Genomic DNA, 24,394 nt, shown 5'->3' with positions numbered 1-24,394 from the left:
TCATGAAAATAAAAACTATTTTAACGCCAGTAACCTGCGCTCTGCTGATAAGTTTTTCCGCCCATGCCGCTAACGCCGACAATTATAAAAACGTGATTAACCGTACTGGCGCGCCGCAGTACATGAAGGATTACGATTACGACGATCACCAGCGTTTTAATCCGTTTTTCGATCTCGGAGCCTGGCATGGTCATCTGTTGCCAGACGGCCCTAACACCATGGGCGGCTTTCCGGGCGTTGCGCTGCTGACGGAAGAGTACATCAACTTTATGGCCAGCAATTTCGACCGCCTGACCGTCTGGCAGGACGGCAAGAAAGTCGACTTTACGCTGGAGGCATACAGTATTCCCGGTGCGCTGGTGCAAAAACTGACAGCAAAAGATGTGCAAGTCGAAATGACTCTGCGCTTCGCCACGCCGCGCACGTCACTACTGGAAACCAAAATCACCAGCAATAAACCGCTGGATCTGGTGTGGGACGGCGAACTGCTGGAAAAACTGGAAGCGAAAGAAGGGAAACCGCTTTCCGATAAAACCATTGCTGGCGAATACCCTGACTATCAGCGCAAAATCAGCGCCACCCGTGATGGCCTGAAAGTCACCTTTGGCAAAGTGCGCGCCACCTGGGATCTGCTGACCTCCGGCGAATCGGAATATCAGGTGCATAAATCCCTGCCGGTGCAGACTGAAATCAACGGTAATCGCTTTACCAGTAAGGCGCATATCAACGGTTCGACCACGCTCTACACCACCTATTCCCATCTGCTGACCGCTCAGGAAGTTAGCAAAGAGCAAATGCAGATCCGCGATATTCTGGCGCGTCCGGCGTTTTATCTCACCGCCTCGCAGCAACGCTGGGAAGAATACCTGAAGAAAGGGTTAACCAATCCGGATGCGACGCCGGAACAGACGCGCGTCGCGGTGAAAGCGATCGAAACGCTCAACGGTAACTGGCGCTCACCGGGCGGTGCGGTGAAATTTAACACCGTTACACCGTCGGTGACCGGGCGCTGGTTCTCCGGCAATCAGACCTGGCCGTGGGATACCTGGAAGCAGGCGTTTGCGATGGCGCATTTCAATCCGGACATCGCCAAAGAGAATATCCGCGCGGTCTTCTCCTGGCAGATCCAGCCTGGCGATAGCGTGCGTCCGCAGGATGTGGGCTTTGTCCCCGACCTGATAGCGTGGAACCTTAGCCCCGAGCGTGGTGGCGATGGCGGCAACTGGAACGAACGTAATACCAAACCCAGCCTTGCCGCCTGGTCGGTGATGGAAGTGTATAACGTCACCCAAGATAAAACCTGGGTGGCAGAGATGTACCCGAAACTGGTGGCCTATCACGACTGGTGGTTACGTAACCGCGATCACAACGGCAACGGCGTGCCGGAATATGGCGCGACCCGCGACAAAGCCCACAACACTGAGAGCGGCGAGATGCTGTTTACGGTGAAAAAAGGCGATAAAGAAGAGACGCAGTCTGGGCTGAACAACTACGCCCGCGTGGTGGAGAAAGGCCAGTACGACAGTCTGGAAATTCCGGCACAGGTTGCTGCATCGTGGGAATCGGGGCGTGATGATGCCGCCGTCTTTGGGTTTATCGACAAAGAACAGTTGGATAAATATGTCGCTAATGGCGGCAAACGTAGCGACTGGACGGTGAAATTCGCCGAAAACCGCAGTCAGGACGGAACGTTGCTGGGCTACTCGCTATTGCAGGAGTCGGTGGATCAGGCCAGCTATATGTACAGCGATAACCATTATCTGGCGGAGATGGCAACCATCCTCGGTAAGCCAGAAGAGGCCAAACGCTATCGCCAGTTGGCACAGCAGCTCGCGGACTACATCAACACCTGTATGTTCGACCCGACTACCCAGTTCTACTATGACGTACGTATTGAAGATAAACCACTGGCGAACGGCTGCGCGGGCAAACCGATTGTTGAGCGCGGTAAAGGGCCGGAAGGCTGGTCGCCGCTGTTTAACGGTGCGGCAACGCAGGCCAATGCCGACGCGGTGGTGAAGGTGATGCTCGATCCTAAAGAGTTCAACACCTTTGTCCCGCTGGGAACGGCGGCGTTAACCAATCCGGCTTTTGGCGCTGATATCTACTGGCGTGGGCGCGTATGGGTGGATCAGTTCTGGTTTGGTCTGAAAGGGATGGAGCGTTACGGTTATCGTGATGATGCCCTGAAGCTGGCGGATACGTTCTTCCGGCACGCCAAAGGGTTAACCGCCGATGGACCAATTCAGGAAAATTACAACCCGCTGACAGGCGCACAGCAAGGCGCACCAAATTTCTCCTGGAGTGCCGCGCATTTGTATATGTTGTATAACGATTTTTTCCGTAAGCAATAATTTGCAACTGCTGGCGGATGCGGCGTAAACGCCTTATCCGCCCTACATGTGCAATCCTCCTGGCCGGATAAAACGCGGCAAGCGTTGCATCCGGCAACTGCACCGCGCCACTGGCGGATGCGGCGTGAACGCCTTATCCGCCCTACATGTGTGTTCCCGTAGGTCGGATAAGACGCGACAAGCGTCGCATCCGGCATCTGCACCGCGCCACTGGCGGATGCGGCGTGGACGCCTTATCCGCCCTACATGTGCAATTCCGTAACCTGGATAAAACGCGACAAGCGTCGCATCCGGCGTTATCACCGGGCGTATTCTTTTTGAATCCCATCACAAACCCCGCACTCCCCTTTTCCCTTTTCTCCGGCGACGGCTAAATTAGAACTCATCCGACCACATAACAATTATTTTACATACTGGACAATTTTATGAGCTACCCGTCGCTGTTCGCCCCGCTGGATTTAGGTTTTACCACGTTAAAAAACCGCGTGTTGATGGGCTCAATGCACACCGGGCTGGAGGAATACCCGGACGGTGCCGAGCGGCTGGCAGCGTTTTATGCCGAACGCGCCCGTCACGGCGTGGCGCTGATTGTCAGCGGCGGCATTGCACCAGATTTAACAGGCGTTGGCATGGAAGGTGGCGCAATGCTCAACGACGCCAGCCAGATCCCACACCATCGCACCATTACCGAAGCGGTACATCAGGAAGGCGGCAAAATAGCCCTGCAAATTTTGCATACCGGGCGCTACAGCTACCAACCGCATCTGGTCGCCCCGTCCGCATTGCAGGCCCCCATCAACCGTTTCGTGCCCCATGAGTTAAGCCATGAAGAGATCCTGCAACTGATCGACAATTTCGCCCGCTGCGCGCAACTGGCGCGGGAGGCAGGATACGACGGTGTAGAGGTGATGGGTTCCGAAGGGTATTTGATCAACGAATTTCTGACGCTGCGCACCAATCAGCGTAGTGACCAGTGGGGCGGCGATTACCGCAACCGGATGCGATTTGCCGTAGAAGTAGTGCGTGCGGTGCGCGAACGCGTCGGCAACGACTTCATTATTATCTACCGACTGTCGATGCTCGACCTGGTCGAAGACGGCGGGACTTTTGCCGAAACGGTAGAGCTGGCGCAGGCCATTGAAGCGGCGGGCGCGACCATTATCAACACCGGCATTGGCTGGCATGAAGCACGTATTCCGACCATTGCCACGCCCGTGCCGCGCGGCGCATTTAGCTGGGTCACGCGCAAACTGAAAGGCCACGTCTCGCTGCCGCTGGTAACCACCAACCGGATTAACGATCCGCAGGTTGCCGACGATATTCTCTCGCGCGGCGATGCCGATATGGTATCGATGGCGCGACCGTTTCTTGCTGATGCGGAGCTGCTGTCAAAAGCGCAATCGGGACGAGCCGATGAGATCAACACTTGTATTGGCTGCAATCAGGCCTGTCTCGATCAAATCTTCGTTGGCAAAGTCACCTCGTGCCTGGTGAATCCTCGCGCCTGCCACGAAACCAAAATGCCAATCCTTCCCGCCGTGCAGAAAAAAAATCTGGCGGTGGTCGGTGCGGGACCTGCTGGGCTGGCGTTTGCCATTAACGCGGCGGCGCGTGGGCATCAGGTAACATTGTTTGACGCTCATAGCGAGATTGGCGGGCAGTTTAATATCGCCAAACAGATCCCCGGCAAAGAGGAGTTTTACGAAACGCTGCGCTATTACCGCCGGATGATCGAAGTGACGGGCGTGACGCTAAAACTCAATCACACCGTGACGGCGGATCAGTTACAGGCTTTCGATGAAACGATCCTCGCCAGTGGGATCGTGCCGCGCACTCCGCCCATCGACGGGATCGATCATCCGAAGGTATTGAGTTATCTCGATGTACTGCGCGACAAAGCGCCGGTTGGCAACAAAGTTGCCATCATCGGTTGTGGCGGGATTGGTTTTGATACGGCGATGTATTTAAGTCAGCCGGGCGAATCCACCAGCCAGAATATCGCCGGGTTCTGTAATGAATGGGGGATCGACAGTAGCCTACAACAGGCTGGTGGCTTAAGCCCGCAGGGAATGCAGATCCCCCGTAGCCCACGGCAGATTGTGATGCTCCAGCGCAAAGCCAGCAAACCAGGACAGGGGTTAGGCAAAACCACCGGCTGGATCCATCGCACCACCCTGCTCTCGCGGGGTGTGAAAATGATCCCAGGCGTAAGTTATCAGAAGATTGACGATGACGGGCTGCATGTGGTGATCAACGGCGAAACGCAGGTATTAGCAGTGGACAATGTGGTGATCTGCGCAGGGCAAGAGCCAAACCGCGCGCTGGCGCAACCGCTGATTGATAGCGGGAAAACGGTGCATTTAATTGGCGGCTGCGATGTGGCTATGGAGCTGGACGCACGACGGGCAATTGCCCAGGGAACACGGCTGGCGCTGGAGATTTAAATCGTTATTTGAAGCGCCGGATGCAACGCATCCGGCACGTCGCGTTAATCAATAAACAAGGCGGGAGAAATGCCGAATCGCGTTGCCAATTTTTTAGCGTGTTCCAGCGTTAATTTCCTCTTCCCGCTCAAAACGCGTGACACCATAGATTTACTGCCAATTTCCGGCAGATCGGAAAGGGTTAAACCATATTGATCCATAAGGGTACGAATCACGGCTATACCGCCAGGCATGGCTTGAGCCATGGCATTAAATTCCGCAAATTCGGGCGCTGATTCTTCCCACGCGGTTATTTTGGCACACACCAGATCCAGCAAGGGGTTTTCAGGATCGTTGAGCAGCAGATGATCTACCAGTTCCAGCGCCTGGGTGTATTGTTCCTCGTTCTGAATACCCGCCAGAAAAGGTGCCACAGCAGTTAGCTTTTCTCCTGCTTGCAAGATGTCGGCAATCGCAATCATTTTTTCCCCTTAGTACGATGAACAGCGGTAAAGAAATCGTATTCTTTATGCGTCATAACTTCACGTATGTAGCACTTTTGCGATTCAAAAAAGACCATTGCTACAACACGTAATTCATTGCCCCCAACATTGAAAACATAATGCTTATCCAGATATTTGAAGTTATCCAGAGATGGGAATACTGCTTTTAATGACTCAGGTTTTTTGAAATATCCCTTAGCAATCGTGTTCCCCAGAGCCACCAACTCCGTTTTATGTTGCGGGTATTTTTCCGCAGCATCTTTCAATGCTTTTTGAGTTATCAGGTGCATTCTTCATCACGTCCGTTGACAAATTGGCAATATGATAACATCCGTTGCCAGATTGGCAACGGATGAATTTATCTGTGTGACGGAAGAATAAACGTAGAAAAACGCTAAACAAGAGAATGTAGACGATGGTGACAGGGATTTTTTGTTTTATGGAAGCGCGATTCCAGAACTGGGCAGACATTGCCGGATGCGACGCTTGCCGCGTCTTATCCGGCCTGGAGTAACGTGCTGAACGTAGGCCGGATAAGGCGTTTACGCCGCATCCGGCAGGTAACTCCCAATCTTACCGACGACGTCCCAGCTTCACCGCTTTCAGTACCACAAATTTATTATTCGTCGCAATAGTGGTGCAGTTGCCGAAAATCTTCTTCAGTTTATGGAAGTAATCCAGGTGACGGTTGGCAACGATATACAGCTCGCCGTTGATTTTCAGGCAGCGGCGGGCGTGGTGGAACATCTCCCAGGCGACGTTATCGGTCAGCGCATGTTGTTGGTGAAACGGCGGGTTGCAGAGCACAGCATTAAAGCGGAAAGGCTCCACGCCGGAGAGCGCGTTGTTGATCATAAACTCGCAGCGATCCAACGCCTCTGGCATGTTGGTTTCAACGTTCAAACGGCTGGAAGCAACCGCCATCGGCGATTCATCGACAAACACCACTTTCGCCTGCGGGTTTTTATCAAGCAGCGTCAGACCAATAACGCCATTACCGCAACCGAGATCGACAATCTCCCCTTCGAGATTCTCTGGCAGATGTTGCATAAAGAAGCGCGCGCCGATATCAAGCCCGGTGCGGGAGAAGACATTCGCATGGTTGTGGATAGTCCAGTCAGTACCTTCCAGCTTCCAGCTAACGGTCTGCGGCGCATCGGCCAGCTGCGGTTCATTGAAAGTGCAATTAATCAGGCGCGCTTTTTTCCATGCCAGCGTGGTGGTGGTTGGGCCGAGCACTTTTTCGAACAGTTCCAGCGTGGAAGTGTGAATGTCACGGGCCTTGGCACCGGCAATAATACGTGTATCCGACGTGACCACTTTGCGCAGCGCACGCAGTTGCTGTTCCAGCAATGCCAGTGTTTTCGGCACTTTGATCAGCACCACACCCGGCTGTTGCGGGTAGTCGGCGGTGCTGTCGAGAAACTTCACGCTCGACTCATCAATCCCGTTGAGGCGTAAATTCTCGCGCGTCGCCAGTTCACTGATGTATGAGTCGCCAATGCTGTACGGCTTATGTTCCGCCAGTGCGCAGCTTAACGCACCAAAGGCATCATTCAGGATCAACACCGGGCCGCGGATTTCTGTGTCGTCCAACTGTTGCAGCAAATATTCATCCGCCGCTTCCCACGCCTGTAGCGGGTTAACGTCATCCGTCGCCGGAAAACGTTGTAGTGTCAGTGAACGGAAACCGTTGTCTAAGTGGCTCATCGGCCCTCCTGAATGATAAAATTTCGACATTGCCCCTGAAAAGGGTGCGTGAGTATACCCTTTTTCTCTTTTTCGTGGGCGGTTATGAGCAATCTTACTTATCTTCAGGGTTATCCCGAGCAGCTACTTTCCCAGGTGCGAACACTGATTAACGAACAGCGTCTGGGCGATGTGCTGGCAAAACGCTATCCGGGAACACACGACTACGCCACCGATAAAGCCCTCTGGCAATATACTCAGGATCTGAAAAATCAGTTTCTGCGTAATGCCCCGCCGATCAATAAAGTGATGTATGACAATAAGATCCATGTGCTAAAAAACGCGCTCGGGTTACATACCGCTGTTTCTCGTGTGCAGGGCGGCAAGCTGAAAGCAAAGGTGGAGATCCGCGTCGCTACCGTGTTTCGCAACGCGCCGGAACCGTTTTTGCGCATGATCGTGGTGCACGAGCTGGCGCACCTGAAGGAGAAAGAGCATAACAAAGCGTTTTACCAGTTGTGTTGTCATATGGAACCCCAGTACCACCAGCTTGAGTTCGACACCCGACTGTGGCTAACGCAGTTGTCGCTTGGGCAGAACAAAATCTGAAAATGATGTCAGGCGTTATCTTTTCTTTCTTTAGCGCCTAAAATCGACCTCCCCCCTTTCGTTAAGGATAACGACCATGCTGCGCGCATTTGCCCGCCTTCTTCTCCGTATTTGTTTTTCTCGCCGGACTCTAAAGATTGCCTGCTTACTGTTACTTGTGGCAGGAGCGACCATCCTTATCGCCGATCGCGTAATGGTCAACGCCAGCAAACAGCTGACCTGGAGCGATGTCAACGCCGTTCCGGCGCGTAACGTGGGTTTATTGCTGGGGGCGAGGCCGGGTAATCGCTACTTTACCCGACGTATTGATACCGCAGCAGCGTTGTACCACGCCGGAAAAGTGAAATGGCTGCTGGTAAGTGGCGATAACGGACGTAAAAATTACGATGAAGCATCAGGTATGCAGCAGGCTTTGATCGCTAAAGGCGTACCAGCAAAAGTGATCTTCTGCGACTATGCCGGATTCTCAACGCTGGATTCGGTAGTGCGTGCCAAAAAGGTTTTTGGTGAAAACCATATCACCATTATCTCGCAAGAATTTCATAATCAACGCGCCATCTGGCTGGCAAAACAGTACGGCATCGACGCTATCGGTTTTAACGCGCCAGACCTCAATATGAAGCACGGTTTTTATACTCAACTGCGGGAGAAACTCGCTCGTGTCAGCGCCGTGATTGACGCCAAAATCCTCCATCGCCAGCCGAAATATCTCGGGCCTTCGGTCATGATTGGGCCGTTTAGTGAGCATGGCTGTCCGGCGCAGAAATAATGCGTATCTGCGCACGTCGAAGATGAAAAAGGCGTGCTACATTGACGACAGAATCCCTTTATGGAGTATCCACGCGTTATGATACGTTTCGCTGTGATTGGTACGAACTGGATCACTCGCCAGTTCGTCGAGGCCGCCCATGAGAGCGGTAAATACAAGTTAACCGCCGTATATTCCCGCAGCCTTGAACAGGCCCAGCACTTCGCCAATGATTTTTCTGTCGAGCATCTGTTTACCTCGCTGGAAGCGATGGCGGAAAGCGATGCCATTGACGCGGTGTATATTGCCAGCCCGAATTCCCTGCATTTTTCCCAGACACAACTTTTCCTTAGCCATAAAATTAATGTGATTTGCGAGAAACCGCTGGCGTCGAATCTGGCGGAAGTGGATGCCGCCATTGCCTGTGCGCGGGAAAATCAGGTGGTGCTGTTTGAGGCATTTAAAACCGCCTGCCTGCCGAACTTTCATTTGTTGCGCCAGGCGCTGCCGAAAGTCGGCAAACTGCGGAAAGTCTTTTTCAACTATTGCCAGTATTCCTCGCGGTATCAACGTTACCTGGATGGTGAGAATCCCAACACCTTTAATCCGGCATTCTCTAACGGTTCAATTATGGATATCGGTTTTTACTGTCTGGCGTCGGCGGTGGCGTTATTTGGTGAGCCGAAAAGCGTGCAGGCAACCGCCAGTTTGCTGGCAAGCGGCGTTGACGCCCAGGGCGTGGTGGTGATGGATTACGGTGATTTCAGCGTCACCTTGCAGCACTCAAAAGTCAGTGATTCTGTCCTGGCGAGCGAGATTCAGGGCGAAGCAGGATCGCTGGTGATTGAAAAACTGTCTGAATGCCAGAAAGTGTGCTTCGTGCCGCGTGGCAGCCAAATGCAGGATCTCACCCAGCCGCAGCATATTAATACCATGCTCTACGAAGCAGAGCTGTTCGCTACCCTGGTGGATGAGCATCTGGTGGATCATCCAGGGCTGGCGGTCAGTCGCATCACCGCCAAACTGCTGACCGAGATCCGCCGCCAGACTGGGGTGATTTTTCCGGCAGATAGCGTAAAACTATAATTGCCAAAGTAAAACAGTGTAAAAGGTATGTAACAGACCATTGACTGGCTGAATGGTCTGTCATACTTTGTTACCTGCAAAGGGGAGTAACTTCATTGCCGGTCGATCGTCATTACGATGTGTGAAAAAACACATCCGGTCACCGGGCAACCCGAAAGGAATACGCAGACGTATTCCTTTTTTGTTGTAAGTGAGACCTTGCCGGAAGGCGAGGTCTATGCATAAAAAGCAGCGGCTGACGTCTTCCGACGTTGGCCGTTTTTTTATGTGTAAGGAACTTCTATGAATACTGTCGGCACGCCGTTGCTATGGGGCGGATTCGCTGTTGTTGTCGCCATTATGCTGGCTATCGACCTGTTGTTGCAGGGGCGTCGTGGGGCACATGCCATGACCATGAAACAGGCTGCGGCCTGGTCGCTGGTCTGGGTGACGCTGTCGTTACTGTTTAACGCCGCTTTCTGGTGGTATCTGGTGCAAACCGAAGGTCGCGCCGTTGCCGATCCACAGGCACTGGCCTTTCTCACAGGTTATCTGATTGAGAAATCGCTGGCGGTCGATAACGTCTTTGTCTGGCTGATGTTGTTCAGCTATTTCTCTGTTCCGGCGGCATTACAACGCCGCGTGCTGGTGTATGGCGTGCTCGGGGCGATTGTTCTGCGTACCATCATGATCTTCACTGGCAGCTGGCTAATTTCGCAGTTCGACTGGATCCTGTATATCTTCGGTGCCTTCCTGCTGTTTACCGGCGTGAAGATGGCGCTCGCCCATGAAGATGAATCAGGCATTGGCGACAAGCCGCTGGTGCGCTGGCTACGCGGTCATTTGCGCATGACCGACACCATCGACAACGAGCATTTCTTTGTGCGTAAGAATGGATTGCTGTACGCCACACCGCTGATGCTGGTACTGATTCTGGTGGAATTGAGCGACGTGATTTTCGCCGTGGATAGCATTCCGGCTATCTTCGCCGTGACCACTGACCCGTTCATTGTGCTGACCTCAAACCTGTTTGCGATCCTCGGCCTGCGTGCGATGTATTTCCTGCTGGCGGGCGTAGCAGAGCGTTTCTCGATGCTCAAATATGGCCTGGCGGTGATTCTGGTGTTTATCGGTATCAAGATGCTGATTGTCGACTTCTACCATATTCCAATCGCCGTCTCGCTGGGCGTGGTGTTTGGCATTCTGGTGATGACGTTTATTATCAACGCCTGGGTGAATTATCGGCATGATAAGCAGCGGGGTGGATAATTTTTAATCTGCCTAAGCCGTGTACCCTGTCATTAACATGAGCACCGTTTTCTCCCTCTCCCTTCCAGGGAGAGGGTCGGGGTGAGGGTAATTTTTCGCACCGATGCTGGCCTGTTCCCCTCACCCTAACCCTCTCCCCAAACGGGGCGAGGGGACTGACCGAGTCCTTTTTTGATGTTGTCATCAGTCTGGAAGCCGCACGTTGGCTTTATTTTTATGTCAAAGAAATGTAACCATTAAGTTTCAAAATATGACCTCTCTTTAAAATCCAGCATTTTTCGCTTCCCGAAGCTGTAACTTTCCTTATACTCGACCTTGCAAACACTTTGTTACATCCTGAAAGATGCGTCGACAGAACGCACCAGGGATGTGCGACAACACAATGAAAGGATCGAAAAATGACTACGCAACGTTCACCGGGGCTATTCCGGCGTCTGGCTCATGGCAGCCTGGTAAAACAAATCCTGGTCGGCCTTGTTCTGGGGATTCTTCTGGCATGGATCTCAAAACCCGCGGCGGAAGCTGTTGGTCTGTTAGGTACTTTGTTCGTCGGCGCACTGAAAGCCGTTGCCCCCATCCTGGTGTTGATGCTGGTGATGGCATCTATTGCTAACCACCAGCACGGGCAGAAAACCAATATCCGCCCTATTTTGTTCCTCTATCTACTGGGCACCTTCTCTGCTGCTCTGGCCGCAGTAGTCTTCAGCTTTGCCTTCCCTTCTACCCTGCATTTATCCAGTAGCGCGGGTGATATTTCGCCGCCGTCAGGCATTGTCGAAGTGATGCGCGGGCTGGTAATGAGCATGGTTTCCAACCCCATCGACGCGCTGCTGAAAGGTAACTACATCGGGATTCTGGTGTGGGCGATCGGCCTCGGCTTCGCACTGCGTCACGGTAACGAGACCACCAAAAACCTGGTTAACGATATGTCGAATGCCGTTACCTTTATGGTGAAACTGGTCATTCGCTTCGCACCGATTGGTATTTTTGGGCTGGTTTCTTCTACCCTGGCAACCACCGGTTTCTCCACACTGTGGGGCTACGCGCAACTGCTGGTCGTGCTGGTTGGCTGTATGTTACTGGTGGCGCTGGTGGTTAACCCATTGCTGGTGTGGTGGAAAATTCGTCGTAACCCGTTCCCGCTGGTGCTGCTGTGCCTGCGCGAAAGCGGTGTGTATGCCTTCTTCACCCGCAGCTCTGCAGCGAACATTCCGGTGAATATGGCGCTGTGTGAAAAGCTGAATCTGGATCGCGATACCTATTCCGTTTCTATTCCGCTGGGAGCCACCATCAATATGGCGGGCGCAGCAATCACTATTACCGTGTTGACGCTGGCTGCGGTTAATACGCTGGGTATTCCGGTCGATCTGCCCACGGCGCTGCTGTTGAGCGTGGTGGCTTCTCTGTGTGCCTGTGGCGCATCCGGCGTGGCGGGGGGGTCTCTGCTGCTGATCCCACTGGCCTGTAATATGTTCGGTATTTCGAACGATATCGCCATGCAGGTGGTTGCCGTCGGCTTTATCATCGGCGTATTGCAGGACTCTTGCGAAACCGCGCTGAACTCTTCAACTGACGTGCTGTTCACTGCGGCAGCTTGCCAGGCAGAAGACGATCGTCTGGCAAATAGCGCCCTGCGTAATTAATTGTTTAACCCCTTTCGTCTACGGCGGAAGGGGTTTTCTCAACTTTAAACGGATCAATTCCCCTTTTCTGCATCCGCCAGAAACGAATGATATTCAGGCCATTCATAAGCAGAAAACTACCCTCAATCATCGTGCCGCCTATCGACCCCGCCCAGAAGTTGTGAATCACCCAGCAACACGTTGAAAACCACATTACGCAGCGCATGGTCAGCCCTTTACAGCAGAATAGCGCCCAGGTACTGACAATCGTGCCGATAACCGGCAATAGTTCGACAGGATGATGGAACTTCGCGAGGCCAATTCCGCCAGTCAGCACAATAAAAATCGCCATTACCCATAAGCTGCGCGTGCGTAAGGTAATCAATGTACGAATGGCATTAAGGATGGCACTGGCACCAGCGGGATAGGTGCCCAGAAGAAAAAAATGTACGCCAATAACGGCGCTATAGACCGAAAGCTGCTTTTTGAAGCGACGTTCGTCACGATTGAAAAATGTTGTGATACCAATCAGAAAGGCGATGACACCCACGCCCTGGGCCAGCCAATACGCGGTCATGATAAATCCTTAGCAGGTATGGAAAAGCAAACGGCGCTTCACATTATGAAACGCCGTTTTTTATTAACAACTCATTTCGACTTTATAGCGTTACGCCGCTTTTGAAGATCGCCAGTTCGCGGAAGTCGTTACGCTCGTTACAGGTTTGCTTACCGTTGGCAAACTCAACGATGGTGTCGATAAATTCTTCCAGCAACTGCGGCATCGCTTTACCGTGGATCAACTGACCCGCGTCAAAGTCGATCCAGTGTTTTTTCTTCGCCGCCAGTTCACTGTTGGTGGCGATTTTCACCGTCGGCACAAATCCACCATACGGCGTGCCACGACCAGTACTGAACAGCACCATATGGCAGCCCGCACCCGCCAGGGCGCTGGTCGCTACGGCATCGTTACCCGGCGCACTTAACAAGTTCAGCCCTGGCGTTTTCAGACGCTCGCCGTAACGCAGCACGTCAACCACGACGCTGGAACCCGCTTTCTGGGTACAGCCAAGTGATTTGTCTTCCAGCGTGGTGATACCGCCCGCTTTGTTCCCCGGCGATGGGTTTTCATAGATCGGCTGATCATGGGCAATAAAGTACTGTTTGAAGTCGTTGACCATGGTGACCAGTTTTTCAAACGTTGCTTCGTCGCGGCAATGGTCCATCAGCAACTGCTCTGCGCCAAACATCTCCGGCACTTCGGTCAGTACGGTAGTACCGCCGTTAGCAATCACGTAGTCAGAGAAACGCCCCAGCATCGGGTTAGCAGTAATACCAGAAAGACCGTCAGAACCACCGCACTCCAGACCAAACTTCAGTTCGCTGAGTTTGCCTGGCTCGCGTTTATCGTTGCGCATCACGTTATACAGCTGATGCAAATGCTCGATTCCGGCTTCGATCTCATCATCCTGCTGTTGGCAGATCATGAAATGAACGCGTTCAGGATCGATATCGCCCAGCGTTTCACGGAATGCGGCAACCTGGTTGTTTTCACAGCCCAGACCAATCACCAGCACTGCGCCTGCGTTCGGGTGGCGCACCATGTTTTGCAGCATGGTGCGGGTATTAATGTGATCGTCGCCCAGCTGTGAGCAGCCGTAGGTGTGGCTGAAGAGGAACACGCCGTCAGTACCTTCGGCGTTGTTGGTCTCTTTCAGAAAACGGTTCTGGATCTGCCGCGCGATGCCGTTGACACAGCCCACGGTTGGCAGGATCCACAGCTCATTACGCACCCCGACATCGCCGTTAGCGCGACGATAGATCTGCACTTCACGATCTGCCGCTTGCGCAGGCAGATCCTGAAAATCAGGTTGATAGCGATACTGATCCAGATCGCTCAGATTCGTGCGCGTATTGTGGGCGTGAACGTGAACACCTGCCGCAATATCCGCCAATGCATAACCAATCGGCAGGCCATATTTGATGACATTGGCCCCTTTTGCGATATCCGTTAACGCAAATTTATGTCCACGAGCAACATCCTGGCGCAGCGTAACAGTCTGGTTATCGACACTGACTTCTGTGCCTTCAGCCAAATCTGCTAAAGCGACCGCGACGTTATCCAGCGCATGGATCTTGATGTATTGCATATCAACCCCAGACCTTAGTTCAGTTCAATGGCGAAGTAGTCACGCGCATTGTTAAAGCAAATATTTTTCACCATCTCGCCCAGCAGGTTGATGTCCGCCGGTGCTTCGCCCGCTTCCACCCAGCGACCGATCATCTGGCACAGAATGCGGCGGAAGTATTCGTGACGGGTGTATGACAGGAAGCTACGGCTGTCAGTCAGCATACCGACAAAGCGGCTCAGCAGACCGAGCTGCGCCAGTTGGGTCATCTGACGTTCCATACCGTCTTTCTGATCGTTAAACCACCAGCCGGAACCGAACTGCATTTTGCCCGGCATACCTTCGCCCTGGAAGTTACCGATCATGGTGCCCAGCACTTCGTTATCGCGCGGGTTCAGGCAGTACAGAATGGTTTTCGGCAGCAGGTTTTCTTCATTCTGCTTGCTCAGCAACTTAGACAGCTCTTCCGCCATCGGACGGTCGTTGATGGAGTCAAAGCCTACATCCGGCCCCAGCAGTTTGAACTGACGCAGGTTGTTATTACGCAGCGCGCCAATGTGGTACTGCTGTACCCAGCCGCGACGTGCATATTCGGCACCAAGGAACACCAGTACCGCAGTTTTGAACTGCGCCACTTCGTGCTCGCTCAGGGTTTCGCCAGCCAGACGGCGCGCCAGAATGCTGTCCAGTTCCGCTTCGTTCGCTTCAGCAAACATCACCACATCCAGCGCGTGGTCAGACACTTTACAGCCGTGAGCGGCGAAGTGATCCAGACGTTTGGTCAGGGCAGTTTGCAGGTCAGCAAAGCGGCGAATGTCGGTATCGGAAACTTCGCCCAGCTTCGCCATGTAGTCGTTAAAGGTCGCCTGTTCGATGTTGAAGGCTTTGTCCGGACGCCAGCTCGGCAGCACTTTGATGGTGAAAGAGCCGTCTTTGGCGATCTCTGCGTGATGCTCCAGAGAATCGATCGGGTCATCGGTGGTGCCGACCATTTTCACGTTCATCTGCTGCATGATGCCGCGCGCGGAGAAGTTATCCTGCGCCAGCAGTTCGTTACATTCGTTCCAGATTTCATCGGCAGTTGACGGAGAAAGCAATTTGCCAGTGATACCAAACGGACGGCGCAGTTCGAGGTGCGTCCAGTGGTATAACGGGTTGCCGATAGTGTGCGGAACAGTCGCCGCCCAGGCGTCAAATTTTTCACGGTCAGACGCATCACCGGTACACAGACGCTCGGCCACACCGTTGGTACGCATAGCGCGCCATTTGTAGTGATCGCCTTTCAGCCAGATGTCATACAGGTTTTTAAAACGATAGTCTTCCGCAATCTGCTGCGGCGGCAAATGGCAATGGTAATCGAAAATCGGCTGGTCTTTTGCGTAGTCGTGATACAGACGGCGGGCAAATTCGGTATCTAACAGGAAATCTTCAGTCATAAACGGAGTCATTTTCGTCTTCCTCTCAACGAGTGAGCTAGCTTGCTTATGGTGCGATGCTGACAAAGTTATCACACCAATTTCCAGAGTCCGAAGATATTTTCGTGAGTTAGATCAATAAACGTAGTTAAAAAAATTACTCTCAAAGTGGTAAATCTCGCTGCAGGCCGCGCCAGTACTGGCCTTGCTGTCGTCAGGTAATGTCCCTACAAATATTCCCACATTTGTGATGGCTCTCACCTTTTAAAGTTGTATGACAAGTTATCTTTCTGCCGTCGCAAATCATAAGTCGACGGAATGCAAATTGCCGATTCATTCATTTGTTAGATGAATCGGGTTAACCGGTACGGAAGCCGAATTAGCACGAAACTTTCATGGCAACGTTCGGGGCGTGCCGGTTTTTTTTCGGTTACCCGGTCGTAACTAACATCTTCAGCCTCTGGCGGGATGATGGCCGCGCTTCCTGCGGATATAACAAAACGATGAGGTTTTACATGCGTAAAATTAAAGGGTTACGTTGGTATATGATCGCACTGGTGACGCTCGGCACCGTGCTTGGTTACCTGACGCGTAACACTGTGGCGGCAGCTGCGCCAACTCTGATGGAAGAGTTAAACATCTCCACCCAACAGTATTCCTATATCATCGCAGCCTATTCTGCTGCTTATACGGTCATGCAACCGGTAGCAGGTTATGTACTGGATGTGCTGGGTACGAAAATCGGTTATGCAATGTTTGCTGTGCTGTGGGCCGTGTTCTGTGGTGCAACCGCGCTGGCAGGTAGCTGGGGTGGCCTGGCTGTTGCTCGTGGTGCGGTCGGTGCCGCGGAAGCAGCGATGATCCCGGCGGGTCTGAAAGCCAGCTCCGAATGGTTCCCGGCGAAAGAGCGTTCCATCGCAGTAGGCTACTTTAACGTAGGTTCTTCGATTGGTGCGATGATTGCGCCGCCGCTGGTGGTATGGGCAATCGTAATGCACAGCTGGCAGATGGCATTTATCATCTCCGGTGCATTGAGCTTTATCTGGGCGATGGCATGGCTGATTTTCTATAAACATCCGCGCGACCAGAAGCATCTGACCGATGAAGAACGCGACTATATTATTAATGGTCAGGAAGCCCAGCACCAGGTGAGCACGGCGAAGAAAATGTCCGTTGGTCAGATCCTGCGTAACCGTCAGTTCTGGGGTATCGCGCTGCCGCGTTTCCTGGCAGAACCGGCCTGGGGTACTTTTAACGCGTGGATCCCGCTGTTCATGTTTAAAGTTTACGGCTTTAACCTGAAAGAGATCGCGATGTTCGCCTGGATGCCGATGCTGTTTGCTGACCTCGGTTGTATCCTCGGTGGTTACCTGCCGCCGCTGTTCCAGCGTTGGTTTGGTGTGAACCTGATCGTTTCCCGTAAGATGGTCGTAACGCTGGGTGCAGTGCTGATGATTGGCCCGGGTATGATCGGCCTGTTCACCAACCCGTATGTCGCAATTATGCTGCTGTGTATCGGTGGTTTTGCCCACCAGGCACTGTCTGGCGCGCTGATTACGCTCTCTTCCGATGTGTTTGGTCGTAACGAAGTGGCAACGGCAAACGGTTTAACCGGGATGTCCGCATGGCTGGCAAGTACGCTGTTTGCGCTGGTTGTCGGTGCACTGGCTGACACCATCGGCTTCAGCCCGCTGTTCGCAGTTCTGGCAGTGTTCGACCTGTTAGGTGCGCTGGTTATCTGGACCGTGTTGCAGAACAAACCGGCGATTGAGGTGGCGCAGGAAACACATAACGATCCCGCACCGCAACATTAACGTTTCGTGTAAGTTTTAGTTTCCCTTCAAAGCCGCCTTCTCAGGCGGCTTTTTCATCACTGCGAGTAGAGCTAAACTCGCAAAAGTGGTATAACAAATATAGTCTGCCGTATCATGCCTGGAGCGCATATGGAAATCACTGAACCACGCCGTTTGTATCAACAACTTGCCGCTGACCTGAAAGAGCGCATCGAACAGGGCGTCTATCTGGTGGGTGATAAACTGCCTGCAGAACGCTTTATTGCCGATGAAAAGAACGTCAGCCGTACGGTAGTTCGTGAAGCCATCATCATGCTGGAAGTTGAAGGCTATGTCGAAGTGCGTAAAGGTTCAGGTATTCATGTGGTTTCCAACCAGCCGCGCCATCAGCAGGCGGCTGACAATAATATGGAATTCGCCAATTACGGTCCGTTTGAGTTGCTTCAGGCTCGCCAGCTCATCGAAAGTAATATTGCCGAATTCGCGGCAACTCAGGTAACGAAACAGGACATCATGAAACTGATGGCCATTCAGGAACAGGCGCGCGGCGAACAATGCTTCCGTGATTCCGAGTGGGATTTGCAGTTCCACATTCAGGTCGCTCTGGCGACGCAGAACTCCGCCCTGGCGGCTATCGTGGAAAAAATGTGGACCCAGCGTAGTCATAACCCGTACTGGAAAAAACTGCACGAACACATTGATTCCCGTACCGTCGATAACTGGTGTGATGACCACGATCAAATCCTCAAGGCGCTGATTCGCAAAGATCCTCATGCTGCTAAGCTGGCAATGTGGCAGCATCTGGAAAACACCAAGATCATGTTATTTAACGAAACCAGCGACGACTTCGAGTTCAATGCCGACCGCTATCTATTCGCCGAAAACCCGGTGGTGCATCTCGATACAGCCACCAGCGGCAGTAAATGAAATTCCTGTCCGACAGGCGCTGCAATGCGCCTGTTTGTCTCGTCGGTAAGCGAAAAGTATAAAGTGTCAGCCTGTGTAAATCCTCTCGCCACCCTCCCCTGCATTCAGCAAAATCAGACTCCACGGACATGTAATTTTGATAACGAACAACGTTGACCTTTGTTACAATTAGATTCAATTTGAATTTATGTTTTTGAATGCTTTCTTATCTCACGATTTAACAGGGAATAGTTCAGGCTGTGTTGATGTATCAAACCCGCAGAACATACCAAAACAGCAATAACATTGCGGTAGTGCATCTTTTAAAACCAGCGTGGCGTTAACCGATTCACCAGGAATAATGAATGGAACTTTTGACCCAATTGCTGCAAGCCCTGTGGGCGCAGGATTTTGAAACCCTGGCCAATCCATCGATGATTGGCATGTTGTATTTTGTCTTGTTTGTAATTTTGTTCCTTGAAAACGGCTTGCTTCCGGCGGCCTTTTTACCGGGCGACAGTTTACTGGTATTGGTCGGCGTGTTGATTGCGAAAGGCGCGATGGGCTATCCGCAAACGATTCTGCTGCTGACCGTTGCCGCCAGCCTCGGCTGCTGGGTCAGCTATATTCAGGGGCGATGGCTGGGCAATACCCGCACCGTACAAAACTGGCTATCTCATTTACCCGCGCATTATCATCAACGCGCACACCATCTTTTTCATAAACACGGTTTATCGGCGCTGTTAATTGGTCGCTTTATTGCGTTTGTCAGAACACTGCTGCCGACGATTGCCGGGTTATCAGGGCTGAATAACGCGCGCTTTCAGTTTTTCAACTGGATGAGCGGTCTGCTGTGGGTATTGATCCTGACAACTCTGGGTTACATGCTCGGCAAAACGCCGGTATTTTTAAAGTACGAGGACCAGCTGATGTCATGCCTGATGCTGCTCCCGGTGGTGCTGCTGGTGTTTGTCCTGGCAGGTTCTCTGGTCGTGTTATGGAAAAAGAAATATGGAAATCGGGGGTAAGGGATGCAAATACCTCGCATGTCGCTTCGCCAGCTAGCCTGGTCCGGCGCTGTTTTACTTCTGGTCGGCACGCTGTTGCTGGCCTGGTCCGCGGTTCGCCAGCAAGAGTCTACGCTGGCGATTCGTGCCGTTCATCAAGGCACAACGATGCCAGACGGTTTTTCAATCTGGCATCACCTTGACGCTCATGGCATTCCTTTCAAAAGTATCACCCCCAAAAACGACACTCTGTTAATTACATTTGACTCCAGCGACCAGAGCGCCGCCGCAAAAGCGGTCCTCGACAGAACATTGCCCCATGGCTACATCATTGCGCAGCAGGACAATAACAGTCAGGCTATGCAGTGGCTGACCCGGTTACGGGATAACTCTCATCGCTTCGGATAACTTCCTGTTATCCGAAACATATCACTCACTTTGGTGATTTCACCGTAACTGTCTATGATTAATGAGGCGGTGGTTAACACTACCGCTTCGTTGTCTGGACAATCGTTCCTTTGTAATAGGTCCGAATCACAATGGAAGGTTCAAGAATGAAATACCGCATCGCTTTAGCTGTTTCTCTCTTTGCTCTTAGTGCCGGTAGTTATGCCACTACCCTGTGTCAGGAAAAGGAGCAAAATATCCTTAAGGAGATCAGCTATGCCGAAAAACACCAAAACCAGAATCGTATTGACGGTCTGAATAAAGCCCTGAGTGAAGTCCGGGCCAACTGTTCAGATAGCCAGCTGCGTGCCGATCATCAGAAGAAAATCGCAAAGCAGAAAGATGAGGTGGCGGAACGCCAGCAAGATTTAGCCGAGGCGAAGCAAAAAGGCGATGCCGATAAGATTGCCAAACGCGAACGGAAACTGGCAGAAGCGCAGGAAGAGCTGAAAAAGCTGGAAGCGCGCGACTACTAACTCACAATAGTCACTACTTACTCACCTGGAGAAAACTATGTCGAAAGAACACACTACGGAACATCTGCGTGCTGAGTTGAAATCCCTTTCCGATACGCTGGAAGAGGTGCTTAGCTCATCTGGCGAGAAGTCGAAAGAAGAGTTGAGTAAGATTCGTAGCAAAGCGGAGCAGGCACTGAAACAGAGCCGTTATCGCCTGGGTGAAACCGGTGATGCCATTGCCAAACAAACCCGTGTCGCGGCGGCGCGTGCCGATGAGTATGTGCGCGAAAATCCGTGGACGGGCGTGGGCATTGGCGCTGCAATCGGTGTAGTGCTCGGCGTTCTGCTGTCGCGTCGTTAATTATGGCGGACACTCATCACGCACAAGGGCCCGGTAAAAGCGTTCTGGGCATCGGGCAGCGAATTGTTTCTATCATGGTTGAAATGGTAGAGACACGTCTGCGGCTGGCGGTGGTGGAGCTGGAAGAGGAAAAAGCGAATCTCTTTCAACTTTTACTGATGCTGGGCCTGACGATGCTTTTCGCTGCATTTGGTCTTATGAGCCTGATGGTGCTAATTATTTGGGCGGTTGACCCGCAATATCGCCTGAATGCGATGATTGCCACCACCGTGGTGTTGCTGCTACTGGCACTGATTGGCGGTATCTGGACGCTACGTAAATCGCGTAAGTCTACGTTGCTGCGCCATACACGCCATGAGTTAGCAAACGATCGGCAGCTGCTCGAGGAGGAGTCCCGTGAGCAGTAAAGTCGAACGTGAACGACGTAAGGCGCAACTGCTTAGCCAGATCCAGCAACAACGGCTGGATCTTTCCGCCAGTCGTCGTGAATGGCTGGAGACAACAGGCGCTTACGATCGTCGCTGGAATATGCTGCTAAGTCTGCGCTCCTGGGCGCTGGTTGGCAGTAGCGTGATGGCGATCTGGACGATTCGCCATCCTAATATGCTGGTCCGCTGGGCCAGACGCGGTTTTGGCGTATGGAGCGCCTGGCGTCTGGTTAAAACGACCCTCAAGCAGCAACAGCTTCGCGGTTAACTTCCCTCTGGCCGGAGCCATTCCGGCCTTATCCCTCAAATTTTTTGAAGATTTTTGACAGTTTTCCTTGCTAACAATCATCATTCACCACGTTTATGATTCTCTCCATCGACAGCAACGACGCTAATACCGCGCCATTGCACAAAAAAACAATCAGCAGCCTGAGTGGCGCAGTGGAGAGTATGATGAAAAAATTAGAAGATGTTGGTGTACTGGTAGCGCGCATTTTAATGCCGATTCTGTTTATTACCGCTGGCTGGGGAAAAATTACTGGCTACGCGGGTACCCAACAATATATGGAAGCAATGGGCGTCCCGGGTTTTATGCTGCCACTGGTGATTCTGCTTGAGTTTGGTGGTGGTCTGGCAATCCTGTTCGGTTTCCTGACTCGCACCACAGCCCTGTTTACTGCGGGCTTTACGCTGCTGACGGCATTTTTATTTCACAGCAACTTTGCTGAAGGCGTCAACTCGCTGATGTTCATGAAAAACCTGACAATTTCTGGCGGATTCCTGCTGCTGGCAATTACCGGTCCGGGCGCGTATAGCATCGACCGCCTGCTGAATAAAAAGTGGTAAGCACGCGCTATACTTAACGATAAAAAACGAGGAGGAAGCTCCTCGTTTTTGCTATTGGAGGAGAGAAAAATGGGTCAACTGATTGACGGCGTCTGGCATGACACCTGGTACGATACCAAATCTACCGGCGGTAAATTTCAACGTTCAGCTTCCGCATTTCGTAACTGGCTCACTGCCGATGGCGCTCCTGGCCCCACTGGCACAGGCGGTTTTATCGCAGAGAAAGATCGTTATCATCTCTATGTTTCACTCGCCTGCCCGTGGGCGCACCGCACGCTGATCATGCGCAAACTCAAAGGACTGGAACCGTTTATTTCCGTTTCCGTAGTGAACCCGCTGATGCTGGAAAACGGTTGGACCTTTGATGACAGTTTTCCGGGAGCAACCGGAGACACGCTCTATCAAAATGAATTTCTGTATCAGCTTTATCTCCACGCCGATCCACACTACAGCGGACGAGTTACTGTTCCCGTGCTGTGGGACAAAAAGAACCACACCATCGTCAGCAACGAATCAGCAGAAATCATCCGCATGTTCAATACCGCGTTTGATGCGCTGGGCGCGAAAGCGGGTGATTACTACCCTCCAGCCCTGCAAACAAAAATTGACGAACTTAACGGCTGGATTTATGACACCGTTAACAACGGCGTGTATAAAGCTGGTTTTGCCACCAGCCAGGAAGCTTACGACGAGGCGGTGGCGAAAGTGTTTGAATCGCTGGCACGACTGGAGCAGATTTTAGGCCAGCATCGTTACCTGACCGGCAACCAGCTAACCGAAGCCGATATTCGCCTGTGGACTACGCTGGTGCGTTTTGATCCGGTGTATGTGACCCACTTCAAGTGTGATAAGCACCGCATCAGCGATTACCTGAATCTGTACGGTTTTCTGCGCGATATCTACCAGATGCCGGGGATCGCCGAAACAGTCAATTTCGATCATATCCGTAATCATTACTTCCGCAGCCATAAGACCATCAACCCTACGGGGATTATTTCAATTGGTCCGTGGCAGGATCTCGATGAACCGCATGGACGAGATGTTCGCTTCGGTTAAAAAAAGGCACCTTACGAGGTGCCTCTGATAATTAGCTAAGTGCATGTTGTTCATGTCGGATGTGGCATGAACGCCTTATCTGACATACAAAACATTGTACATTCAATAGATTGCATAACCCGCGCAGACCAGATAAGCGTAGCGCATCTGGCGATTTTGCGCTTGTCATCAGTCTTAGCGCGCCTTCACGGCACTTTATTAATTCCTTGAACGAATATTTACTGCCATTTCATTCACGTCTATTCTTAATTTGCTGCTTTAAAAACAAGTGATTGAGCAAAATTGAGGCAAAAATGGACTGGTATCTGAAAGTACTAAAAAATTATGTCGGTTTCCGGGGTCGTGCGCGGCGCAAAGAGTACTGGATGTTTATTCTGGTCAACATCATCTTTACGTTCGTGCTGGGGCTGCTGGATAAAATGTTAGGCTGGCAACGCGCTGGTGGCGAAGGCATCCTGACGACAATCTACGGTATTCTGGTGTTTTTACCGTGGTGGGCGGTTCAGTTCCGCCGCCTGCACGACACCGACCGCTCGGCGTGGTGGGCACTGCTATTCTTAATCCCGTTTATCGGCTGGCTTATTATCATCGTCTTTAACTGCCAGGCGGGTACGCCAGGCGAAAACCGCTTTGGACCAGATCCAAAACTGGAACCTTAAAACAAATCTGCTCGCCGGATGTCTGACTCATCCGGCTTTTATCATTATGTTGATGAATGAATAATTTACTAATGTTTATTTAAAATATTTCAATGTCGTTATATAAATTACCTATAAAAAATAACCATGTATTTATCTTAAATATCAAAACCTTTATAACATCCGAAAAAGAAAGATACGAATAGCATTTACACAATACCCGGAATAGACTTTCGTCACTTTTAATTAAAGGGATGTTTTTATGCAGTGGTATTTGTCCGTATTAAAAAATTATGTTGGTTTCTCTGGTCGCGCACGTCGTAAAGAGTACTGGATGTTTACTCTGATTAACGCCATCGTCGGCGCTATTATCAATGTCATTCAATTGATTTTAGGTCTGGAGCTTCCATATCTGTCTATGCTTTATTTGCTGGCAACCTTCCTTCCCGTCCTTGCGCTTGCTATCCGTCGCTTACACGATACCGACCGTTCAGGTGCCTGGGCCTTGCTCTTTTTTGTTCCGTTTATTGGCTGGCTCGTGCTTCTGGTTTTTTTCTGCACAGAAGGTACTTCTGGCAGCAATCGTTACGGAAACGATCCGAAGTTTGGTTCAAATTAATCTTAGAATTGG

The 24,394-nt window shown here is 51.8% G+C and carries 26 protein-coding genes; 20 read left to right on the top strand and 6 right to left on the bottom strand.

Features of this window, described 5'->3' with window-relative positions:
- Positions 1-2 precede the first annotated feature (2 nt).
- The gene (gene ygjK, locus KXD89_RS03190) at positions 3-2,354 is read left to right on the top strand and encodes an alpha-glucosidase (protein ID WP_000695487.1); all 2,352 of its coding nucleotides are present in this window, start codon (positions 3-5) and stop codon (positions 2,352-2,354) included.
- Between the two features lie 425 nt (positions 2,355-2,779).
- Positions 2,780-4,798 carry an NADPH-dependent 2,4-dienoyl-CoA reductase gene (gene fadH, locus KXD89_RS03185; RefSeq protein ID WP_000121433.1) on the top strand — a complete coding sequence of 673 codons (2,019 nt, stop codon included), beginning with the start codon at positions 2,780-2,782 and terminating at the stop codon, positions 4,796-4,798.
- Between the two features lie 44 nt (positions 4,799-4,842).
- On the opposite strand, the gene higA is transcribed toward fadH, so the two are convergent.
- The 3 genes from higA to rlmG form a co-directional block, all read right to left on the bottom strand.
- Positions 4,843-5,259: a type II toxin-antitoxin system antitoxin HigA gene (gene higA, locus KXD89_RS03180; RefSeq protein ID WP_000560266.1), complete on the bottom strand. Its 417-nt coding sequence runs from the start codon at positions 5,257-5,259 to the stop codon at positions 4,843-4,845.
- On the bottom strand, positions 5,256-5,570 hold the full coding sequence (gene higB, locus KXD89_RS03175; protein ID WP_000550189.1) for a type II toxin-antitoxin system toxin HigB: 315 nt from the start codon (positions 5,568-5,570) through the stop codon (positions 5,256-5,258). The genes higA and higB overlap by 4 nt, the downstream gene beginning before the upstream one ends.
- Before the next feature lie 283 nt (positions 5,571-5,853).
- A complete protein-coding gene (gene rlmG, locus KXD89_RS03170; protein WP_000018695.1) occupies positions 5,854-6,990 on the bottom strand; it encodes a 23S rRNA (guanine(1835)-N(2))-methyltransferase RlmG in 1,137 nt (378 codons plus the stop codon).
- Between the two features lie 84 nt (positions 6,991-7,074).
- Between rlmG and KXD89_RS03165 the strand changes: the two genes are divergently transcribed.
- The 5 genes from KXD89_RS03165 (at position 7,075) to sstT (ending at position 12,303) form a co-directional block, all read left to right on the top strand.
- Positions 7,075-7,578, top strand: a complete 504-nt coding sequence (locus KXD89_RS03165; RefSeq protein WP_001333820.1) for a M48 family metallopeptidase — start codon at positions 7,075-7,077, stop codon at positions 7,576-7,578.
- A 76-nt stretch (positions 7,579-7,654) separates the two neighbouring features.
- Entirely contained in the window at positions 7,655-8,347 is a 693-nt protein-coding gene (locus KXD89_RS03160) for a vancomycin high temperature exclusion protein (protein WP_000942548.1), read from the top strand.
- 78 nt (positions 8,348-8,425) lie between these two features.
- Entirely contained in the window at positions 8,426-9,412 is a 987-nt protein-coding gene (locus tag KXD89_RS03155; protein ID WP_000617698.1) for a Gfo/Idh/MocA family protein, read from the top strand.
- Between the two features lie 282 nt (positions 9,413-9,694).
- Entirely contained in the window at positions 9,695-10,660 is a 966-nt protein-coding gene (gene alx, locus KXD89_RS03150) for a TerC family membrane protein Alx (protein ID WP_001098806.1), read from the top strand.
- A 398-nt stretch (positions 10,661-11,058) separates the two neighbouring features.
- Complete coding sequence (gene sstT, locus KXD89_RS03145; protein ID WP_000211655.1) at positions 11,059-12,303, top strand: serine/threonine transporter SstT; 1,245 nt, start codon at positions 11,059-11,061, stop codon at positions 12,301-12,303.
- A 4-nt stretch (positions 12,304-12,307) separates the two neighbouring features.
- On the opposite strand, the gene KXD89_RS03140 is transcribed toward sstT, so the two are convergent.
- From KXD89_RS03140 to uxaC, 3 genes are all read right to left on the bottom strand, one after another.
- Positions 12,308-12,859 carry a YgjV family protein gene (locus KXD89_RS03140; protein ID WP_000128135.1) on the bottom strand — a complete coding sequence of 184 codons (552 nt, stop codon included), beginning with the start codon at positions 12,857-12,859 and terminating at the stop codon, positions 12,308-12,310.
- A gap of 82 nt (positions 12,860-12,941) precedes the next feature.
- Positions 12,942-14,429 (bottom strand): altronate dehydratase, encoded by a 1,488-nt coding sequence (gene uxaA, locus KXD89_RS03135; protein WP_001199390.1) that lies wholly within the window; start codon positions 14,427-14,429, stop codon positions 12,942-12,944.
- A gap of 14 nt (positions 14,430-14,443) precedes the next feature.
- Complete coding sequence (gene uxaC, locus KXD89_RS03130; protein ID WP_000187442.1) at positions 14,444-15,856, bottom strand: glucuronate isomerase; 1,413 nt, start codon at positions 15,854-15,856, stop codon at positions 14,444-14,446.
- A 482-nt stretch (positions 15,857-16,338) separates the two neighbouring features.
- On the opposite strand from uxaC, the gene exuT reads away from it, so the two are divergent.
- The 13 genes from exuT (at position 16,339) to KXD89_RS03065 (ending at position 24,382) form a co-directional block, all read left to right on the top strand.
- Complete coding sequence (gene exuT, locus KXD89_RS03125; RefSeq protein WP_001226465.1) at positions 16,339-17,637, top strand: hexuronate transporter ExuT; 1,299 nt, start codon at positions 16,339-16,341, stop codon at positions 17,635-17,637.
- Positions 17,638-17,766: 129 nt separating this feature from the next.
- Positions 17,767-18,543, top strand: coding sequence for a transcriptional regulator ExuR (gene exuR, locus KXD89_RS03120; protein ID WP_000406488.1), 777 nt, complete (start codon positions 17,767-17,769; stop codon positions 18,541-18,543).
- A 239-nt stretch (positions 18,544-18,782) separates the two neighbouring features.
- Entirely contained in the window at positions 18,783-18,866 is an 84-nt protein-coding gene (yqiM, locus tag KXD89_RS03115) for a protein YqiM (protein WP_211180508.1), read from the top strand.
- A gap of 21 nt (positions 18,867-18,887) precedes the next feature.
- On the top strand, positions 18,888-19,550 hold the full coding sequence (yqjA, locus tag KXD89_RS03110; protein WP_216685322.1) for a DedA family general envelope maintenance protein YqjA: 663 nt from the start codon (positions 18,888-18,890) through the stop codon (positions 19,548-19,550).
- A 3-nt stretch (positions 19,551-19,553) separates the two neighbouring features.
- Positions 19,554-19,937 carry an EnvZ/OmpR regulon moderator MzrA gene (gene mzrA, locus KXD89_RS03105; protein WP_001166760.1) on the top strand — a complete coding sequence of 128 codons (384 nt, stop codon included), beginning with the start codon at positions 19,554-19,556 and terminating at the stop codon, positions 19,935-19,937.
- Between the two features lie 146 nt (positions 19,938-20,083).
- Complete coding sequence (gene yqjC / locus KXD89_RS03100) at positions 20,084-20,452, top strand: DUF1090 family protein YqjC (RefSeq protein WP_001295543.1); 369 nt, start codon at positions 20,084-20,086, stop codon at positions 20,450-20,452.
- 37 nt (positions 20,453-20,489) lie between these two features.
- Positions 20,490-20,795, top strand: coding sequence for a YqjD family protein (locus KXD89_RS03095; RefSeq protein WP_000031415.1), 306 nt, complete (start codon positions 20,490-20,492; stop codon positions 20,793-20,795).
- 2 nt (positions 20,796-20,797) lie between these two features.
- Positions 20,798-21,202 carry a phage holin family protein gene (locus KXD89_RS03090; RefSeq protein ID WP_000785722.1) on the top strand — a complete coding sequence of 135 codons (405 nt, stop codon included), beginning with the start codon at positions 20,798-20,800 and terminating at the stop codon, positions 21,200-21,202.
- On the top strand, positions 21,192-21,491 hold the full coding sequence (locus KXD89_RS03085) for a YqjK-like family protein (protein WP_000096091.1): 300 nt from the start codon (positions 21,192-21,194) through the stop codon (positions 21,489-21,491). Before KXD89_RS03090 ends, KXD89_RS03085 begins: the two co-directional genes overlap by 11 nt.
- Before the next feature lie 185 nt (positions 21,492-21,676).
- Positions 21,677-22,069, top strand: coding sequence for a DoxX family protein (locus KXD89_RS03080; protein ID WP_000732240.1), 393 nt, complete (start codon positions 21,677-21,679; stop codon positions 22,067-22,069).
- Positions 22,070-22,138: 69 nt separating this feature from the next.
- Positions 22,139-23,125, top strand: a complete 987-nt coding sequence (yqjG, locus tag KXD89_RS03075; RefSeq protein WP_000531213.1) for a glutathionyl-hydroquinone reductase YqjG — start codon at positions 22,139-22,141, stop codon at positions 23,123-23,125.
- A 293-nt stretch (positions 23,126-23,418) separates the two neighbouring features.
- Positions 23,419-23,784, top strand: a complete 366-nt coding sequence (locus KXD89_RS03070; protein ID WP_000384145.1) for a DUF805 domain-containing protein — start codon at positions 23,419-23,421, stop codon at positions 23,782-23,784.
- A gap of 241 nt (positions 23,785-24,025) precedes the next feature.
- Entirely contained in the window at positions 24,026-24,382 is a 357-nt protein-coding gene (locus tag KXD89_RS03065) for a DUF805 domain-containing protein (RefSeq protein WP_001198807.1), read from the top strand.
- Positions 24,383-24,394: the final 12 nt, after the last annotated feature.

The sequence above is a fragment of the Escherichia sp. TC-EC600-tetX4 genome, assembly GCF_019356055.1.
Taxonomy (GTDB): Bacteria; Pseudomonadota; Gammaproteobacteria; order Enterobacterales; family Enterobacteriaceae.
Note: the sequence above shows the minus strand (reverse complement) of the source record. Positions and strands in the feature narration are given on the sequence as shown.

Coding starts and splice junctions, on each gene's coding strand:
- ygjK (WP_000695487.1), top strand. CDS start 3: ATGAAAATAAAAACTATTTTAACGCCAGTAACCTGCGCTCTGCTGATA.
- fadH (WP_000121433.1), top strand. CDS start 2,780: ATGAGCTACCCGTCGCTGTTCGCCCCGCTGGATTTAGGTTTTACCACG.
- higA (WP_000560266.1), bottom strand. CDS start 5,259: ATGATTGCGATTGCCGACATCTTGCAAGCAGGAGAAAAGCTAACTGCT.
- higB (WP_000550189.1), bottom strand. CDS start 5,570: ATGCACCTGATAACTCAAAAAGCATTGAAAGATGCTGCGGAAAAATAC.
- rlmG (WP_000018695.1), bottom strand. CDS start 6,990: ATGAGCCACTTAGACAACGGTTTCCGTTCACTGACACTACAACGTTTT.
- KXD89_RS03165 (WP_001333820.1), top strand. CDS start 7,075: ATGAGCAATCTTACTTATCTTCAGGGTTATCCCGAGCAGCTACTTTCC.
- KXD89_RS03160 (WP_000942548.1), top strand. CDS start 7,655: ATGCTGCGCGCATTTGCCCGCCTTCTTCTCCGTATTTGTTTTTCTCGC.
- KXD89_RS03155 (WP_000617698.1), top strand. CDS start 8,426: ATGATACGTTTCGCTGTGATTGGTACGAACTGGATCACTCGCCAGTTC.
- alx (WP_001098806.1), top strand. CDS start 9,695: ATGAATACTGTCGGCACGCCGTTGCTATGGGGCGGATTCGCTGTTGTT.
- sstT (WP_000211655.1), top strand. CDS start 11,059: ATGACTACGCAACGTTCACCGGGGCTATTCCGGCGTCTGGCTCATGGC.
- KXD89_RS03140 (WP_000128135.1), bottom strand. CDS start 12,859: ATGACCGCGTATTGGCTGGCCCAGGGCGTGGGTGTCATCGCCTTTCTG.
- uxaA (WP_001199390.1), bottom strand. CDS start 14,429: ATGCAATACATCAAGATCCATGCGCTGGATAACGTCGCGGTCGCTTTA.
- uxaC (WP_000187442.1), bottom strand. CDS start 15,856: ATGACTCCGTTTATGACTGAAGATTTCCTGTTAGATACCGAATTTGCC.
- exuT (WP_001226465.1), top strand. CDS start 16,339: ATGCGTAAAATTAAAGGGTTACGTTGGTATATGATCGCACTGGTGACG.
- exuR (WP_000406488.1), top strand. CDS start 17,767: ATGGAAATCACTGAACCACGCCGTTTGTATCAACAACTTGCCGCTGAC.
- yqjA (WP_216685322.1), top strand. CDS start 18,888: ATGGAACTTTTGACCCAATTGCTGCAAGCCCTGTGGGCGCAGGATTTT.
- mzrA (WP_001166760.1), top strand. CDS start 19,554: ATGCAAATACCTCGCATGTCGCTTCGCCAGCTAGCCTGGTCCGGCGCT.
- yqjC (WP_001295543.1), top strand. CDS start 20,084: ATGAAATACCGCATCGCTTTAGCTGTTTCTCTCTTTGCTCTTAGTGCC.
- KXD89_RS03095 (WP_000031415.1), top strand. CDS start 20,490: ATGTCGAAAGAACACACTACGGAACATCTGCGTGCTGAGTTGAAATCC.
- KXD89_RS03090 (WP_000785722.1), top strand. CDS start 20,798: ATGGCGGACACTCATCACGCACAAGGGCCCGGTAAAAGCGTTCTGGGC.
- KXD89_RS03080 (WP_000732240.1), top strand. CDS start 21,677: ATGAAAAAATTAGAAGATGTTGGTGTACTGGTAGCGCGCATTTTAATG.
- yqjG (WP_000531213.1), top strand. CDS start 22,139: ATGGGTCAACTGATTGACGGCGTCTGGCATGACACCTGGTACGATACC.
- KXD89_RS03070 (WP_000384145.1), top strand. CDS start 23,419: ATGGACTGGTATCTGAAAGTACTAAAAAATTATGTCGGTTTCCGGGGT.
- KXD89_RS03065 (WP_001198807.1), top strand. CDS start 24,026: ATGCAGTGGTATTTGTCCGTATTAAAAAATTATGTTGGTTTCTCTGGT.